We start from the raw sequence: 14802 nt of genomic DNA, 5'->3' as shown, positions 1-14802 counted from the left end.
CGCGAGCGCGCTTGTGAAGCGCTGGCGTCTGCGACCGAAAGCCCATCCGTGACCTTAGCCCTCAACCAGACTGCCGGCGAACGCGCCAGGACCGATCATGCCGGCATCCGCCGCTGGCTCTGGATCGTCGCCGGCCTCGTCTTCCTGATGGTCGTGGTCGGCGGCGCGACGCGGCTGACCGGCTCCGGCCTCTCGATCACCGAATGGAAGCCGATCACCGGGGCGATGCCGCCGCTCTCGGCCGACGCCTGGGCCGAGGAATTCGGCAAATATCGCGCGAGCCCGCAATACCAGCTACTCAACGAGGGCATGAGTCTCGGCGAGTTCCAGTTCATCTACTGGTGGGAATGGGGCCATCGCCAGCTCGGCCGCTTCATCGGGCTGATCTATTTCGTAGGCTTCCTCGTCGTCGCGCTGCGCCGCCTGCTGCCGGCCCGGCAGATCGCGACGCTGTTCGGCATGGGCCTGCTGCTCGGCCTGCAAGGCGCGATCGGCTGGATCATGGTGGCCTCCGGCCTCCAGCCCGGCATGGTCGCGGTCGCGCCGGTGAAGCTGACGCTGCATCTCACCTTCGCCGGCCTGTTCTTCGCCTCGGTCGTGGCCTTCGCGACGACGCTGACGCCCTTGCGCCGGGTCGAGCCGGCGTGGGGCAGGGCGGCCGCGTGGCTCATCCTGCTGCTGCTCTTCGTGCAGGTCGCGCTCGGCGGGCTCGTCGCGGGCTCGAAGGCGGGCTTCACCTTCAACACCTGGCCGCTGATGGATAGCGCTCTGGTGCCGCCGGGGTCGCTGCTCTTCGCCCAGTCGCCCTTCTGGGAGAACTTCGTCGACAATGTCGCGCTGGTGCAGTTCAACCACCGCCTCGGCGCCTATATCCTCTTCGCCGTCGCGCTCTGGAATGCTCTGAGGCTGCGCCGCGCTGCGCCGGGATCGGGCAGTGCCAAGCGCGCGACCGCCATCGCCGGGCTGGTGCTGGCGCAATCGGCGCTCGGCATCGTCACGCTTTTGCTTGTCGTGCCGCTCTGGGCCGGGCTCGCCCATCAGGCCCTCGGCTTCGCCGTGCTGGCGATGGGCGTGGTTCATCTCACCCGCACCGAGCAGGCCGCGCGGGGATAACGCACAACCCTTGTCATTCCGGGACGCTGCGCAGCAGCGGACCCGGAACCCACGACTGGGTCGCAGCGGTTTCCGTTCGTCGCTTTGTGAAGCTCTCACCCGGTCGTGGGTTCCGGGTTCACGCCTGCAGCGTGCCCCGGAATGACAATCGGGGTGCTCCCAAACAAAAAGGCGCCGTTTCCGGCGCCTCCTCGATCATGAGCTTCTCGGGTCAAGCCCGAGAATGACGCGCTGGATTATGCCAGTGCCTGATCCAGGTCCGCGATCAGGTCCTCGACATCCTCGAGGCCGATCGAGAGGCGGACCACCTGCGGGCCGGCGCCCGAGGCGATCTTCTGTTCGTCGGTGAGCTGGCGATGGGTGGTCGAGGCCGGGTGGATCACCAGCGAGCGCGTATCGCCGATATTGGCGAGATGCGAGAACAGCTTGAGGTTCGAGACCAGCTTGACGCCGGCGTCGTAGCCGCCCTTGAGCCCGAAGGTGAAGACCGCGCCCGCACCCTTCGGCACATAGCGCTTGGCGAGCTCGTGATACTTGTCGCCCGGCAGGCCGGCATAGCTCACCCACTCGACCGCCGAGTGCTTGGCGAGATGTTCGGCGACCTTCAGCGCGCTCTCGCAGTGCCTTTGCATCCGCAGGGGCAAAGTCTCGATGCCGGTCAGCAGCATGAAGGCATTGAACGGTGCCAGCGCCGGGCCGAGATCGCGCAGGCCGAGCACGCGGGTCGCGATGGCGAAGGCGAAATTGCCGAAGGTCTCGCCGAGCACCATGCCGTTATATTCCGGCCGCGGCTTGGAGAGCATCGGGTAGCGATCGTCGCCGACCCAGTTGAAAGAGCCGCCATCGACGATCAGGCCGCCAATCGAGTTGCCGTGACCGCCGAGGAACTTGGTCGCCGAATGAACGACGATATCGGCGCCATGCTCGAACGGGCGCAGCAGGTAAGGGGACGCCATCGTGTTATCGACGATGAGCGGGATGTTGTGCTTCTTCGCGATCGCGCTGATCGCGGCGATGTCGACGATGACGCCACCGGGATTGGCGATGGATTCGATGAAGATCGCCTTGGTCTTCGGCGTCACGGCGGCGGCAAAGCCCTCGAGATCGTCTGTGTCGGCCCAGATCACGTTCCAGCCGAAGCTCTTGTAGGAGTGGTTGAACTGGTTGATCGAGCCGCCATAGAGCTTGCGCGCCGCGACGAATTCGTCGCCCGGCTGCAGCAGCGCATGGAAGCAGAGGAACTCGGCCGCATGGCCGGAGGCGACGGCGAGTGCGGCCGTGCCGCCCTCCAGCGCCGCGACGCGCTCCTCCAGCACCGCGTTGGTTGGGTTGCCGATGCGGGTATAGATGTTGCCGAAGGCCTGCAGGCCGAACAGCGAGGCGGCATGGTCGACATCGTCGAAGACGAAGGAGGTCGTCTGGTAGATCGGCGTGGCCCGTGCGCCCGTCGCCGCATCGGGTGCCGCTCCGGCATGGATGGCGAGTGTATGGAAACCCGGTGCGCGGTCGGTCATGGCTGCTCCCTGACAATCTGACGTCGAAAACGGATCGTTCGATTTAACGAACGGTTCGCGGGGCGTCAAATCGGAGGGGCAGGCCGCGTCAGGTCCCCGGCCGGTGGATCGTCAGCTTCTGGAAGCCCTTGCCGGCGAGCACCGGCTTCTTCGATGACAGGATGCGCGAATTGATGCCCTGCCAGCCGATCTCGCCGGACAGCCGGCCGTATTCTATCTTGGGGCAGCGGTTCATGATGACGGTGACGCCCTTCGCCTCGGCCCGCGCTGCGGCTTCGTCGTTGCGCACGGAGAGCTGCATCCAGATGACCTTGGGCAGCGGATCGAGCGCCAGCGCCTCGTCGGTGATCGGCCCCGCGGCTTCCGAATTGCGGAAGATCTCGACCATGTCGATCGGGCCGGGAATGTCCTTGAGCGCGGCATAGACCGTCTTGCCGAGGATCGTCTGCCCGGCGAGGCCGGGATTGACGGGGATGACGTCGTAGCCGCGGTCGATCAGGTATTTCGTCACGATCCAGCTCGGCCGCGCCTCGTTGGCGGAGGCGCCGACCAGCGCGATCCGCTTCACGGATTTCAGGATGTCGCGGATCAGGCTGTCGGGATAGGCGTCGTGGGTCATGAGGCTGGGGCTCGGCGGCAGGGAAGGCGCAGGGTCGATATAGGATGCAGCAACCGCCCCGTCATCCCGGACGCAGCGAAGAGGAGATCCGGGATCCATTCCGGAGCGTTTACAATGGATGTTCAGGCATGGATCCCGGGTCTCCCTCCGGTCGCCCGGGATGACATGGAGGTTGTTATTCCCCCTCCCACACCGGGGGACGCTTCTCCATGAAAGCGCCGATGCCCTCTTCGGCATCCCGCGCCAGCATGTTCTCGACCATCACCGCCGAAGCGCGGTCATAGGCCGCCTTCAACCCCATCTCCCGCTGCTCGTAGAAGGCGCGCTTGCCGATCTTGACCGTCGCGGGTGATTTTGAGGCGATGATGCCGGCAAGCCGCTGCGCCTCCGCCAGTGCCTCGCCGGCCGGCGCGACGCGGTTGACCAACCCCATCCGGGCTGCTTCCCCCGCCGGCATCATCTCTCCCAGCAGCAGCATCTCCAGCGCGTGCTTTGCGGAGAGATTGCGCGAGAGTGCGACCATCGGCGTCGAGCAGAACAGCCCGATATGGACGCCCGGCGTGCAGAAGCGCGCGGCTTCGCCCGCGACCGCGAGATCGCAGCTCGCTACGAGCTGGCAGCCCGCGGCCGTCGCCGTGCCCTCGACGGCCGCGATCACCGGCTGGGGCAAGGCGGTGATCTGCTGCATCATCGCCGAGCAGCGTCCGAGGATATCCGCGAAATAAGCCCGGCCCCGGTCGGCATCGGCGCGATGGGCGGTCATCTCCTTGAGATCGTGCCCGGCGCTGAACACCGGCCCGGCTGCCGCGAGGACGACCGCCTTGACCGATGGGTCGGCGGCAATGGCGGCAAAGGTCTGGCTCAGGGCGGCCAGCATCGCTTCGCTCAGCGGGTTGCGCGCCTGCGGGCGGTTCAGCGTCAGTGTCGCGATGCCCTCCGCATCCTCGCGCAGCAGGACGGGTGCGGCCTCCGGCTTGTGATGGGCGATCATCGTGCTTCCCTCAGCATTTCCGCCTATTGTCGGAGGCCGTTCGCCATGCTGCAAGGGGATAACCCCTAATGCAGCCTGTGGTTTTCCGCATGACGACCCGCATGAGCGCCTCCGAGATCGATGCCTATCTCGACGAGGTCTTCCCCCAGCTCCATTATGGCGGGCGCACCTATTTCATCGAGGAGGTCGGGCCGATGACGGCCCGGATGCGCTGCGACTATCACGAGAAGCACCTGCGCCCCGGCGGCACGATCTCGGGCCCGACCATGATGGCCCTGGCCGATCTCGCGCTCTATGCGGCGATCCTGGCCCAGATCGGCCCGGTCGGCCTCGCGGTGACGACGAGCCTCAATTTCAATTTCCTGCGCAAGCCGGGCCAGGCCGCCCTGATCGGCGAGGCGAAGCTGCTCAAGCTCGGCAAGCGGCTCGCGGTCGGCGAGGTCTGCCTTTACTCGCAAGGGGAGGCGGAGATGGTCTGCCACGCAACGGGGACCTATTCGATCCCCGCGCGCTGACTGCGGCCCCGCAAGGCCGGCTATTTCTTCGCCGGGATCGGGTCGAGCCCGGTCTTGCGGATCGTCTCCGCAGCATCCGCGCCGCCCAGACAGGCGATCAACGCCTTCGCGGCTTCGGTTTCCTTGGCGCCGGCTGCCAGCCCGGCCGAGAACACCGTCACGCGCTGGACCTCCTCCGGCAGCGTGCCGACGAAATCCAGGCCTGCGATCGGGACGAGCTCGCTGACCTGCTGGAAGCCGAGCTCCGCCTCGCCGCGCGCCACGATCGTGCCGACTCGCTCGCTGAAGATCTTCTTCGACTTGGCCATCACCTGGCCGCTCGGATCGAGCTTGGGGAAGAGTTCCTCGGACAGATAAGTGCCGCTGGCGCTGGCCGAGTACGCGATCGACTTCGCCTCCATCAGCGTCTTCTTGAGCGCCTCGACCGTCGAGATGTCGGGCTTGGGCGCGCCCGCCTTGACCGAGAGGCCGATCGCCGAGCGGGCGAGGTCGGTGCGGGTGCCGGCCATGCCCTTGCCGTCCTTCACCAGCTTGTCGAAGGCATCGCCCGCCAGGATCACGACATCGGCCGGCTCGCCGCGCGCCAGCCGGTTGGGGATCGCATCGGGCGCCGCGCCCATCGAAGCGCCATAGGCGCTGACCACCTTCTGGCCGATTTTCGCCTCGCAGGCCGGGACGAGGTCCTTGTAGGCCGCGGTGAACCCGCCCGAACTGATCACGTTCACATCGGCGAAGGCGGGCAACCCCCCGAGCAGCAGGCCGGCGGCAATGAAAGCGATGCGTTTGCGTGTCATGGCGTATCCTCCTGCGGCCGAATGCTGGGTCAGGCGCTCGCGCGGCGCAAGAGAAGGATGCGGTATCCTGATACCTTTTCTCTCATCGCTATGAGAAAATTGGATTTTTCGGGCTTTTGCAGTTTCGGTAACGCTTGACAGCCGGCTTCCTTGCCCCTATCCCGACGCCACACCGCCGCCGGGCTCTCCGGCGGCTTGTCCTTTTTTACGCAACCGAAGGGGTACCGCGATGAAGACCGTCTCGCTCAAGCCCGCCGATGTCGAAAAGAAGTGGGTTGTGATCGACGCCTCCGGGCTCGTCGTCGGCCGTCTCGCCTCCGTTGTGGCGATGCGTCTGCGCGGCAAGCACAAGGCCGCCTACACCCCCCACGTCGACTGCGGCGACAATGTCATCGTCATCAACGCCGAGAAGGTCTCCCTGACCGGCCGCAAGCGTGACCAGAAGGTGTATTACCACCACACTGGCTTCCCGGGCGGCATCAAGGAGCGTTCGGCCAAGTTCATCCTGGAAGGTCGCTTCCCGGAGCGTATCGTCGAGAAGGCTGTCGAGCGCATGCTGCCGCGCGGCCCGCTCTTCCGCCAGATCCTCGGCAACCTGCGCGTCTACAAGGGCGGGGAGCATCCGCACGCTGCCCAGTCGCCGGAGGCGCTCGACGTCGCCGCGCTCAACAGCAAGAACAAGAGGGTCTGACCGTGGCCGAAGTTCTTCAGTCTCTCGCCCAGCTCGGCGACGTCGCCAAGCCTGAGCAGCCCGCTGCTCCCGTCCACGTCAAGAAGGTCGATGCGCAGGGCCGCGCCTATGCCACCGGCAAGCGCAAGAACGCGATCGCCCGCGTCTGGATCAAGCCTGGCTCCGGCAAGGTCACCGTCAACGGCCGCGACCAGGAGGTCTACTTCGCTCGCCCGGTGCTGCGCCTCGTGCTCAAGCAGCCGCTGCAGCTCGTCGACCGCGTGACCCAGTACGACGTCGTCGTCTCGGTCAAGGGCGGCGGCCTCTCCGGCCAGGCCGGTGCGGTGCGTCACGGCATCTCCAAGGCGCTGACCTTCTACGAGCCGGAGCTTCGCGGCCCGCTCAAGAAGGAAGGCTTCCTGACCCGCGACTCGCGTGTCGTCGAGCGTAAGAAGTTCGGTAAGGCCAAGGCCCGCCGCAGCTTCCAGTTCTCGAAGCGCTGATCGTTTCCGGGATTACCGGTATGCGGAAGGGCGGCTCGCAAGAGCCGCCCTTTTCGTATTGGCTGGCCCTGTCGCGCCAGATCAGCAGGAGCCTGCCATGACCCGCCCCGTTCTTCTCGTCACCGGCGGCAGCCGCGGCATCGGCGCCGCGACCTGCATCATGGCGGCCGGGCGCGGCTATGACGTCGCGGTGAACTACCGGAACAACGTGAAGGCCGCCGCCGAGGTCGTCGCGGCCTGCGAGGCTGCGGGCGCGAAGGCCGTGGCGTTGCAGGGCGACATGGCCGATGCCGACGACATCACCCGCGTCTTCGCCGAGGCGAAGGCGGCGCTGGGCCCGCTGACCCATGTCGTCAACAATGCCGGCATCACCGGCAGGTCCGGCCCGCTCGCCGAGGCGGAGATCGCGGTTATCCGCGAATGCATCGACGTCAACGTCACCGGCGCGATCCTCGTCGCGCGCGAGGCCGCCCGCGCGCTCATCGACAATGGTGGAGGAGAGGGCAGGGCGATCGTCAACATCTCCTCCGTGGCCGCAGAATTGGGCTCGCCCGGAGAATATGTCTGGTATGCGGCCTCGAAAGGCGCGGTCGATTCCCTGACCATCGGTCTCGCCAAGGAACTGGCCGGTCATGGCATCCGCGTCAACGCAGTGGCGCCCGGCATCACCGAGACCGAGATTCATGCGCTCTCCACCGGCGAGGCCGGCCGTGTCGAACGCCTTGCGCCCATGATTCCGCTGAAGCGTGCAGCGACAGCCGACGAGATCGCGGAGTCAGTGCTGTTCCTGCTCTCGGAGGCTTCGCGCTACACGACCGGGGTGATCCTCAAGGTCGCGGGCGGGCGGTAGCGCCCGATCCTCTTGCTCCAACCGCGCCGTCATCCCGGAGAAGCCGCGCAAGCGGCGCAGCTCCGGGATCCATGCCCGAGCTCGGCCGATAGCGGTTCCGGCATGGATCCCGGATCTCCCGCCCGTCGCCCGGGATGACGGCGCGGTTATGACAGGACATATAGTCATCTCAGCCGACAACACGCCCGGAACTCCATGCGCGTCCTTCTCGTCCTGATCGCCTTCGTCATGATCGCCGTGCCGGCCCTGCTGATGCTGGCGCGCGAAGAACTCCCGCGTGGACGGCGCATCGGCCGGGCACTGGTCGTCTTCCTGGCGCCGGCCATTGCGCTAGGCTTCATCCATGGCGTGCCGGAGCTCGACGGGCGCGCGCTCAACAACCCCTACGTCTGGACGATGCTGCGGCTCGTCCTGACCGCGCTAGCCCTGATCCTGCCCTGGTCCCTCTATGTCTGGTTCACCGCGCGCCGCTGACGGGAACCGGTTTGCGAAGAACGGTCGCGAAGCGATTCAAACGAATCGCGTTTCCTGGCCTGGGCTCGTGATACGCGGGCCTGACCCGACCATCTCCGACGGGAGGAGGTTGCCAGCATCTCGCTTTCAGGAGCTTCTCCGCCGAGCGGGGGAGTGATGCCTGCCTCAAAGCTGCGATTGACACCCGGCTCAAGCGCGAACATATACACGGCCATGATGACGAGCTTCATCCGACGTCGCCCTGTCCAGGCCGCTCCGGCGCGCCCGCGATGACGCTCGGCTGACGTCCGAACGCCCGCGACCGCGCCATGGAGCGCGGTTTTTTTATGCCTTTAGCCAACTTGCCTGCCAGCCGCCGGGGTGCCCGATGAGCCAGAACCTGAAATCCATCTTCATCGACGGCGAAGCCGGCACGACCGGCCTCGGCATCCGTGAACGCCTGGCCGTGGTGCCCGAGGTCTCCGTCAAGAGCATCGATCCCGACAAGCGCAAGGACCCGGCCGCCCGCAAGGACATGATGGCGAGCGTCGATCTCGTCGTGCTCTGCCTGCCGGACGATGCGGCGAAGGAATCGGTCGCGCTCGCCGATCAGCTCGGCGCCGACGCGCCCAAGATCGTCGATGCTGCGACGGCGCACCGGGTCGCGCCGGGCTGGGTCTATGGCTTCGCCGAGCTCGAGCCGGGCCATGCCGAGAAGATCGCCAAGGCGGACCGCGTCGCCAATCCCGGCTGCTATCCGACCGGCGCCATCGCGCTCCTGCGTCCGCTCGTCGATGCCGGGCTGATGGCGCATGACCATCCGGTCACCGTCAACGCCGTCTCCGGCTATTCGGGCGGCGGCAAGGCGATGATCGAGGAGTTCGAGACCGGCGTGGCTCCCGCCTTCGAACTGTACGGCCTTGGGCTTCGCCACAAGCACCTGCCCGAACTGCAGGCCTATGCCCGGCTGACCCGGCGGCCGATCTTCGTGCCCTCCGTCGGCAATTTCCGGCAGGGCATGCTGGTTTCGGTGCCGCTGCATCTCGACACGCTGCCGGGGCGGCCCTCGGTTGCCGATCTGCATCATGTCCTGGCCGAGCGCTATGCCGGCTCGACCTATGTCAGCGTCCTCCCGCAGGACGGCAGGAACGGCAAGATCGAGCCGGAGGCGCTGAACGACACCAACAAGCTGGAACTGACGGTGTTCGGGCAGGACGATCTCGGCCAGGCGGTGCTGGTCGCGCGGCTCGACAATCTCGGCAAGGGTGCGTCCGGCGCGGCCGTGCAGAACATCCGCCTGATGCTCGGCCTGCCGGAAGGCTGAGCCGGCACCCCGCGCCTGCGTCCAAAGATGCATCTCGTCTCCTCTATTTAGAGGAGACGTTTTCGCGTCTTGCGCGCTAGACTGGTTGTCCCTTGGGCGAGGGATGGATGTGGCAGGCAACGCGTTCGAGAATGGCTTGATCGACGGCATCTACGAGGCCGCGATCGTACCCGAGAACTGGCCTGCCGTGCTTCGCGATACCGCGCGGATCGCCAATTGCCGCGAAGCGCTGCTCGGAACCGTGCTGCATGACGACGTCCGCCTTCTGGCGTCGTCGCCCGCGTTCTGTGCGGATTACGAGGACATCCTGCGCCGCATCCCGTTCGCGGTCAACGAGCGCGCACAGAGGCTGCTCGCATGCGGCCGGCACGGCTTCATCACCGACGAGGACGTCTTCAGCGACGATGAGATCGCACGGCAGCCGATCTACCAGGACCTGCTGATTCCGTCGGGATACGGCTCCGGCGTCGCGACCGTGATCGCGGCGCCGACCGGCGACACCACGATCGTCCATTGCGAGCGGAGTTTTGCCGAAGGCATTGTCGACGGGGCGGCGATCGCTGCGCTCGATCGGTTGCGGCCGCATTTCGCGCGGGCCGGATTACTCGGGCGCCGCCTGGCGATGGAGCGCGCGCGGGCGGCGTCGCAGGCCCTGGAGATGATGGGGCTGCCGGCCGCGGTCCTTGGTCTGAACGGCCGCGTGCTCGACGTCAACGCCCTGTTCCAGGACCTGATACCCGGCGTTTTTCTCGATCGTGCCGCCCGTCTCGCCCTGGCCTATGGTCCGGCCGACGACATGCTGGCAACGGTGATCGCGGGGTTCGCGCGGCCGGACTTGCCCCAGCTTGTCCGTTCCTTGCCGATACCGGCCCGGCGCGGCGCGAACCCGATGGTCGTGCATGTCGCGCCCGTGCGCGGCCGGGCGCGCGACATCTTTTCCTTCGCCGGCGCCATCATCGTGGCGACGCCGGTCGCCGCGGGGGCGGGGCCCGATGCTGGCCTGATCGCCGGCCTGTTCGATCTGACCCCGGCGGAGGCGCGGCTCGCCGCCGCCATCGCCGCCGGCCATCCGCCGCGTGACGCGGCCGCCCGCCTCGGGGTGACCGAGGCGACCGCGCGAACGACGCTGAAGCGCATCCTGGCCAAGACCGGTACGCGCCGGCAGGCCGATCTGGTCGGCCTGCTGAAGAGCGCGGCCGGGCCGCGCTGACACGCCGACCATGGATGCCCCCATTTGGGGGATGGCGAATTCTGTGGCCGCGGGCAGGGTGGATGTACTCGAAGGTCGTACGACTGCCTGCGAGGCTCAGCTTGCACTGTCGAAGCCGGGTCAAGCGGCTTCGACAGTGCCTTTTCCCGCTATTTTGCTCCTGCGCCCGGGCTCGCACAGACCGGCTTGCGCACATGCCGTGTCTTCAAAGTCGCCACCGACGCGAAGCCGCGAGCGATCCGTGTCTCGGTTAGATCCGTTGCCTCGATCAAAACCCCAACGCCCTGAAACGAAAAACGCCGGCTGAGCGCCGGCGTTTCGTGTCGTGCGAAGGGGGCGATCCTGTCAGGATCAGCCCTTGTAGGTGACGAAGTTCTGCTTCTGCTCGCCGAGGCCCTCGATGCCGAGGGTGACGACTTCGCCGCCCTTCAGGAAGCGCGGCGGCTTGAAACCGAGGCCGACGCCGGGAGGCGTGCCGGTGGTGATCACGTCGCCCGGATCGAGCCGCATGAACTGGCTGATATAATGCACCAGATAGGCCGCGCCGAAGATCATCGTCTTGGTCGAGCCGTTCTGGACGCGCTCGCCGTCGACTTCGAGCCACATGCCGAGATTCTGGATGTCCTTGATCTCGTCGGGGGTGACGAGCCAGGGGCCGAGCGGCCCGAAGGTCGGGCAGCCCTTGCCCTTGGCCCACTGACCGCCGCGCTCCTGCTGGAAGGCGCGCTCGGAGACGTCGTTGCAGACGCAGAAGCCGGCGATCGCCGCCATCGCATCCTTCTCCTCGATATAGGAGCCGCCGTCGCCGATCACGATCGCGAGCTCGACCTCCCAGTCGGTCTTCTGCGAGCCCTTCGGGATGACCACGTCGTCATTCGGCCCGACGATGCAGTTCGGAGCCTTGTTGAAGAGGATCGGCTCCTTCGGGATCTCCGCACCGGTCTCGGCGGCGTGATCGGCGAAGTTGAGGCCGACGGCGATGAAGTTGCGCACGTCGCCGACGCAGGCGCCGATGCGCGGCGAGCCCGAGACGAGCGGCAGCGAGTCCGGCGAGAGCGCCTTGATCTTGGCGAGCGAGGCCGAGGTCAGCGCCTTGCCGGCGAGGTCGGGAATGACGCCGGACAGGTCGCGCAACCCGCCCTTGGCATCGAGAAGGGCCGGCTTCTCCTGGCCGGGCGCGCCGTAGCGGAGCAGTTTCAAGGTGTTTCCCCCGTTTCAAACGATCTAAATGGGTGGGCGGGATTCTGATCGGATGCCGGCCCGAAACACAAGCCTGTCATTGCGCATGGGGCATCCGCGATCGGCAGGCGTCCAGGTTGTTGCGCGAATGCAACGGGGCGACTCAAAGCGACACTTGCCCCTAGGAGAGCCGCAGGCAAGCCGGGAAAGGAAAAACGCCCGAAAACCGGTAATAGTTCTTATGTAAACGATATCTTTCTGAACAATCTTGCCGGCATAGGCTCGAAAATCGTCGTTTTCGGCCGGTTTTCGAGGGTGCGGAGGGCAAATGAGGGGATCATGTGGCGATTTCTGGGCGCTTGAAGCGGGATTGCGGCGAGAAACGGCTCGGGCCATGCTTCGAATCAAGCGGGGTGTCTGGCCTCGAAGAACCTAAAACCGGGATGGATTCGATGAAGGGCCTTGTTCGTACCGCCGCAGCCGCCACGGTTTCGCTCGCCGCTCTCGTTGCGGCCGGAGCAGCTTCGGCGAGCTCCTTCGCCATCCGCAGCGGCCAGGGCGCCGAAGGTCTCGGCATGGCCTATGCCGGCGCGGCTTCGGGCGGCACCGGCATTGCCGGCATGGCGTGGAACCCCGCGATCATCACCATGTACCCGGGCCGCACCAGCAACTGGAACTTCACCTATCTCAACGCCAACGCCTCCTACGATCCGAATGCGCCGACGCGCCTGGCGGTGCCCGGCTTCCCGCTGAGCCCGATCCAGAACGGCACCGGCAATATCGGCGGCGACGGCGCATTCATCCCGGCTTCCGCCTCGGCCTGGCAGCTCACCGACCGGTTGTGGATCGGCATGACCAGCGGCGCGCCTTACGGCCTGCGCTCGAAGCCCGATCAGCAGGTCAACGCCGCCCAGGTCTATGGCCGCTCCGCCAAGCTGGCGACCGTGAACGTCTCGCCGACGGTCGGCTATCAGATCAATGACTGGATCTCGGTGGGCGCGGCCCTGCAGATCCAGTATCTCAACGCCTCGTTGAAGCAGGCGTCCGGGATCGCCCCGACCGCGGCCCCGGTCATTCTCGACGGTGACACGATCGATTTCGGCTACCGTTTCGGTGTCAACCTGACGCCGTTCCAGGGCACCTCGATCGGCATCGCCTATCGTTCCATGATGCACCAGACGCTGGAGGGCTCTTTCCGCACGCCGCTCACCGTCATTCCGGTCAAGGCCAATCTCAATCTGCCCGACTCGGTGGTGTTCGGCGTCTCGCAGGTCATCAACGATCGGTGGCAGGTCCATGCAGGTGTCGAGTGGACGAACTGGAGCCGCTTCCGCAACATTCCGATCGTCGCGCGCGGCCTCGGCGTTCCCGTCACGAGCCTGAATTTCCAGTATGACGATGCCTGGTTCTTCTCGGTCGGCGCGGAATACAAGTACAGCAACGCCCTGACGCTGCGCGCCGGTGTCGGCTACGAGCTGTCGGCGGTGAACGACCGCAACCGTACGATCTTCATCGCGGATAACGACCGTCTGTGGCTCTCGGCGGGTTTGAGCTATCAGGTCACGGAGAAGCTGAAGCTCGATCTCGGCTACACCTTCATCGACGTGAAGAAGGCGAACGTGAACTACACGGGAGCGCACCCGCAGCAGAGCGCCGTGCTCTACTCGGCCGATGCGAAGCCCTATATCAACATCGCCTCGGTTGGCATCACCTATCGCTGGGATGATCCGACCCAGACCATTCCGGCGCAGCCGGTGGTGCGCAAGTACTGATCCTGGATCGATCGATCCGGAAAAGCCGGCCTTCGGGCCGGCTTTTTTATTGCCGCTATGCCGCCGGCTTTCTCGGGATGCTGGCACCTTCGTCGCGCGGCCGGGTCTTGCGCGGCAGCAGCGATCCGGAGGGGAAATGACGGTCACGATTGAGAGCGCCGGTGAACGGCATCTTGCCGAATGGGCGAGACTGAGGGCCGAGCTCTGGCCGGACGAGGATGCCGGACGCCATCGCGAGGAACTGGCGGAGACGCTGGCTGCCGCGAACGGCCGCGATTTCGCCTGCGTGGCCCTGACGGATGAGGGCCGCTGCATCGGCTTCGCCGAAGCGGCGTTGCGCAGCGACTATGTCAATGGCTGCGAGACGTCGCCGGTCGTCTTCCTCGAAGGGATCTTCGTCGCCGAACCGCACCGCCGCTCCGGCATCGCCCTGATGCTCTGCCGCGCCGTCGCGGCGTGGGGACGCGCGCTGGGGTGCTCTGAATTCGCCTCCGACGCAGCGATCGACAATGCGGCGAGCCTTGCCTTCCACCGCGCGCTCGGCTTCATCGAGACCGAGCGCGTCGTTTTCTTTCGCAAGGCTATCGGCGCGCCCGAGACAGGCGAGGGCTGATCGGGACGTGCCGATGTTCGCGCCTAAGCCTTCGCCTTCACATAGGTGCCGGGCGCATCGGCGAGGGCCTTGAGCTTGCCGCCCCCCGGTTCGCGCGCCGCAACCTTCTTCGGCGCCTGGGCCTCGAGCCAATTGAACCAGTGCGGCCACCAGGAGCCGGGATGCTCCTCCGCCTTGGCGAGCCAGTCGGCATAGCGGCCCTTGGCCGGTCCGCCGGTCCAGTACTGGTATTTCACCTTGGCCGGCGGATTGACCACGCCGGCGATATGGCCCGAGCCGGCGACGACATGCTCGACCGGCCCGCCGAAGCATTGCGAGCCGTTGAAGACCGACTGGGCCGGCGCGATATGGTCCTCGCGTGTCGCGAGGTTGTAAATCGGGATCGTCACCCGCTTGAGGTCGAGCGTCTTGCCGCCGATCCGCATCTCGCCCTTGGAGAGCTTGTTGTCGAGATAGCAGTTGCGCAAGTAGAAGGAGTGGTTCGCCGCCGGCATCCGGGTCGAATCCGCGTTCCAGTAGAGCAGGTCGAACGGCGTCGGCGCCTTGCCCTTCAGGTAGTTGTTCACGGCATAGGACCAGATCAGGTCGTTCGGCCGGAGCATGTTGAAGGCGCCCGCCATGCGCGAACCGTCGAGATAGCCGGTCCGGGCCATCTGCTCCTCGATCGCGCGGATCTGCTCCT

Annotated in this window: 16 protein-coding genes; 10 read left to right on the top strand and 6 right to left on the bottom strand. The window is 66.3% G+C overall.

Annotated elements, in window-relative coordinates; translation table 11 throughout:
• The first annotated feature begins 21 nt into the window (after nucleotides 1-21).
• Nucleotides 22-1113, top strand: a complete 1092-nt coding sequence (locus tag JHD80_RS19790) for a COX15/CtaA family protein (RefSeq protein ID WP_248311668.1) — start codon at nucleotides 22-24, stop codon at nucleotides 1111-1113.
• Nucleotides 1114-1349: 236 nt separating this feature from the next.
• On the opposite strand, the gene JHD80_RS19785 is transcribed toward JHD80_RS19790, so the two are convergent.
• From JHD80_RS19785 to JHD80_RS19775, 3 genes are all read right to left on the bottom strand, one after another.
• A complete protein-coding gene (locus tag JHD80_RS19785; RefSeq protein WP_199090939.1) occupies nucleotides 1350-2627 on the bottom strand; it encodes an O-acetylhomoserine aminocarboxypropyltransferase in 1278 nt (425 codons plus the stop codon).
• Between the two features lie 88 nt (nucleotides 2628-2715).
• Nucleotides 2716-3246 carry a CoA-binding protein gene (locus JHD80_RS19780; RefSeq protein ID WP_199090938.1) on the bottom strand — a complete coding sequence of 177 codons (531 nt, stop codon included), beginning with the start codon at nucleotides 3244-3246 and terminating at the stop codon, nucleotides 2716-2718.
• A 175-nt stretch (nucleotides 3247-3421) separates the two neighbouring features.
• Nucleotides 3422-4237, bottom strand: coding sequence for an enoyl-CoA hydratase (locus tag JHD80_RS19775; RefSeq protein ID WP_199090936.1), 816 nt, complete (start codon nucleotides 4235-4237; stop codon nucleotides 3422-3424).
• Between the two features lie 68 nt (nucleotides 4238-4305).
• On the opposite strand from JHD80_RS19775, the gene JHD80_RS19770 reads away from it, so the two are divergent.
• Complete coding sequence (locus JHD80_RS19770) at nucleotides 4306-4752, top strand: PaaI family thioesterase (protein WP_248311667.1); 447 nt, start codon at nucleotides 4306-4308, stop codon at nucleotides 4750-4752.
• 20 nt (nucleotides 4753-4772) lie between these two features.
• On the opposite strand, the gene JHD80_RS19765 is transcribed toward JHD80_RS19770, so the two are convergent.
• Entirely contained in the window at nucleotides 4773-5546 is a 774-nt protein-coding gene (locus JHD80_RS19765; RefSeq protein ID WP_199090934.1) for a substrate-binding domain-containing protein, read from the bottom strand.
• Nucleotides 5547-5775: 229 nt separating this feature from the next.
• Between JHD80_RS19765 and rplM the strand changes: the two genes are divergently transcribed.
• From rplM to JHD80_RS19735, 6 genes are all read left to right on the top strand, one after another.
• Nucleotides 5776-6237: a 50S ribosomal protein L13 gene (rplM, locus tag JHD80_RS19760; protein WP_199090932.1), complete on the top strand. Its 462-nt coding sequence runs from the start codon at nucleotides 5776-5778 to the stop codon at nucleotides 6235-6237.
• A gap of 2 nt (nucleotides 6238-6239) precedes the next feature.
• Nucleotides 6240-6719: a 30S ribosomal protein S9 gene (gene rpsI, locus JHD80_RS19755; protein ID WP_199090930.1), complete on the top strand. Its 480-nt coding sequence runs from the start codon at nucleotides 6240-6242 to the stop codon at nucleotides 6717-6719.
• Between the two features lie 97 nt (nucleotides 6720-6816).
• A complete protein-coding gene (locus JHD80_RS19750) occupies nucleotides 6817-7569 on the top strand; it encodes an SDR family oxidoreductase (RefSeq protein ID WP_199090928.1) in 753 nt (250 codons plus the stop codon).
• A 195-nt stretch (nucleotides 7570-7764) separates the two neighbouring features.
• Nucleotides 7765-8043: a hypothetical protein gene (locus JHD80_RS19745; protein WP_199090926.1), complete on the top strand. Its 279-nt coding sequence runs from the start codon at nucleotides 7765-7767 to the stop codon at nucleotides 8041-8043.
• Nucleotides 8044-8410: 367 nt separating this feature from the next.
• On the top strand, nucleotides 8411-9346 hold the full coding sequence (gene argC / locus JHD80_RS19740) for an N-acetyl-gamma-glutamyl-phosphate reductase (protein ID WP_199090924.1): 936 nt from the start codon (nucleotides 8411-8413) through the stop codon (nucleotides 9344-9346).
• 136 nt (nucleotides 9347-9482) lie between these two features.
• Nucleotides 9483-10556, top strand: coding sequence for a helix-turn-helix transcriptional regulator (locus tag JHD80_RS19735; protein WP_199090916.1), 1074 nt, complete (start codon nucleotides 9483-9485; stop codon nucleotides 10554-10556).
• Between the two features lie 351 nt (nucleotides 10557-10907).
• On the opposite strand, the gene JHD80_RS19730 is transcribed toward JHD80_RS19735, so the two are convergent.
• Nucleotides 10908-11756 (bottom strand): fumarylacetoacetate hydrolase family protein, encoded by an 849-nt coding sequence (locus tag JHD80_RS19730; RefSeq protein ID WP_199090914.1) that lies wholly within the window; start codon nucleotides 11754-11756, stop codon nucleotides 10908-10910.
• Nucleotides 11757-12187: 431 nt separating this feature from the next.
• On the opposite strand from JHD80_RS19730, the gene JHD80_RS19725 reads away from it, so the two are divergent.
• Together JHD80_RS19725 and aac(6') are read left to right on the top strand one after the other, a co-directional pair.
• Complete coding sequence (locus JHD80_RS19725; RefSeq protein ID WP_199090912.1) at nucleotides 12188-13507, top strand: OmpP1/FadL family transporter; 1320 nt, start codon at nucleotides 12188-12190, stop codon at nucleotides 13505-13507.
• Nucleotides 13508-13643: 136 nt separating this feature from the next.
• Nucleotides 13644-14120: an aminoglycoside 6'-N-acetyltransferase gene (aac(6'), locus tag JHD80_RS19720; protein ID WP_199090910.1), complete on the top strand. Its 477-nt coding sequence runs from the start codon at nucleotides 13644-13646 to the stop codon at nucleotides 14118-14120.
• A 23-nt stretch (nucleotides 14121-14143) separates the two neighbouring features.
• Here the strand turns inward: aac(6') and JHD80_RS19715 are convergent.
• The coding region (locus tag JHD80_RS19715) for a PHA/PHB synthase family protein (RefSeq protein WP_248311666.1) at nucleotides 14144-14802 on the bottom strand (659 nt) is incomplete at its 5' end.

The organism is Allobosea sp. ASV33 (assembly GCF_016428755.1).
GTDB lineage: Bacteria > Pseudomonadota > Alphaproteobacteria > Rhizobiales > Beijerinckiaceae > Allobosea.
Note: the sequence above shows the minus strand (reverse complement) of the source record. Positions and strands in the feature narration are given on the sequence as shown.

Excerpts from the sequence above, each read along its gene's own strand:
- JHD80_RS19785 (WP_199090939.1), bottom strand. The coding sequence starts at position 2,627 with ATGACCGACCGCGCACCGGGTTTCCATACACTCGCCATCCATGCCGGA.
- JHD80_RS19780 (WP_199090938.1), bottom strand. The coding sequence starts at position 3,246 with ATGACCCACGACGCCTATCCCGACAGCCTGATCCGCGACATCCTGAAA.
- JHD80_RS19775 (WP_199090936.1), bottom strand. The coding sequence starts at position 4,237 with ATGATCGCCCATCACAAGCCGGAGGCCGCACCCGTCCTGCTGCGCGAG.
- JHD80_RS19770 (WP_248311667.1), top strand. The coding sequence starts at position 4,306 with ATGCAGCCTGTGGTTTTCCGCATGACGACCCGCATGAGCGCCTCCGAG.
- JHD80_RS19765 (WP_199090934.1), bottom strand. The coding sequence starts at position 5,546 with ATGACACGCAAACGCATCGCTTTCATTGCCGCCGGCCTGCTGCTCGGG.
- rplM (WP_199090932.1), top strand. The coding sequence starts at position 5,776 with ATGAAGACCGTCTCGCTCAAGCCCGCCGATGTCGAAAAGAAGTGGGTT.
- JHD80_RS19750 (WP_199090928.1), top strand. The coding sequence starts at position 6,817 with ATGACCCGCCCCGTTCTTCTCGTCACCGGCGGCAGCCGCGGCATCGGC.
- JHD80_RS19745 (WP_199090926.1), top strand. The coding sequence starts at position 7,765 with ATGCGCGTCCTTCTCGTCCTGATCGCCTTCGTCATGATCGCCGTGCCG.
- argC (WP_199090924.1), top strand. The coding sequence starts at position 8,411 with ATGAGCCAGAACCTGAAATCCATCTTCATCGACGGCGAAGCCGGCACG.
- JHD80_RS19725 (WP_199090912.1), top strand. The coding sequence starts at position 12,188 with ATGAAGGGCCTTGTTCGTACCGCCGCAGCCGCCACGGTTTCGCTCGCC.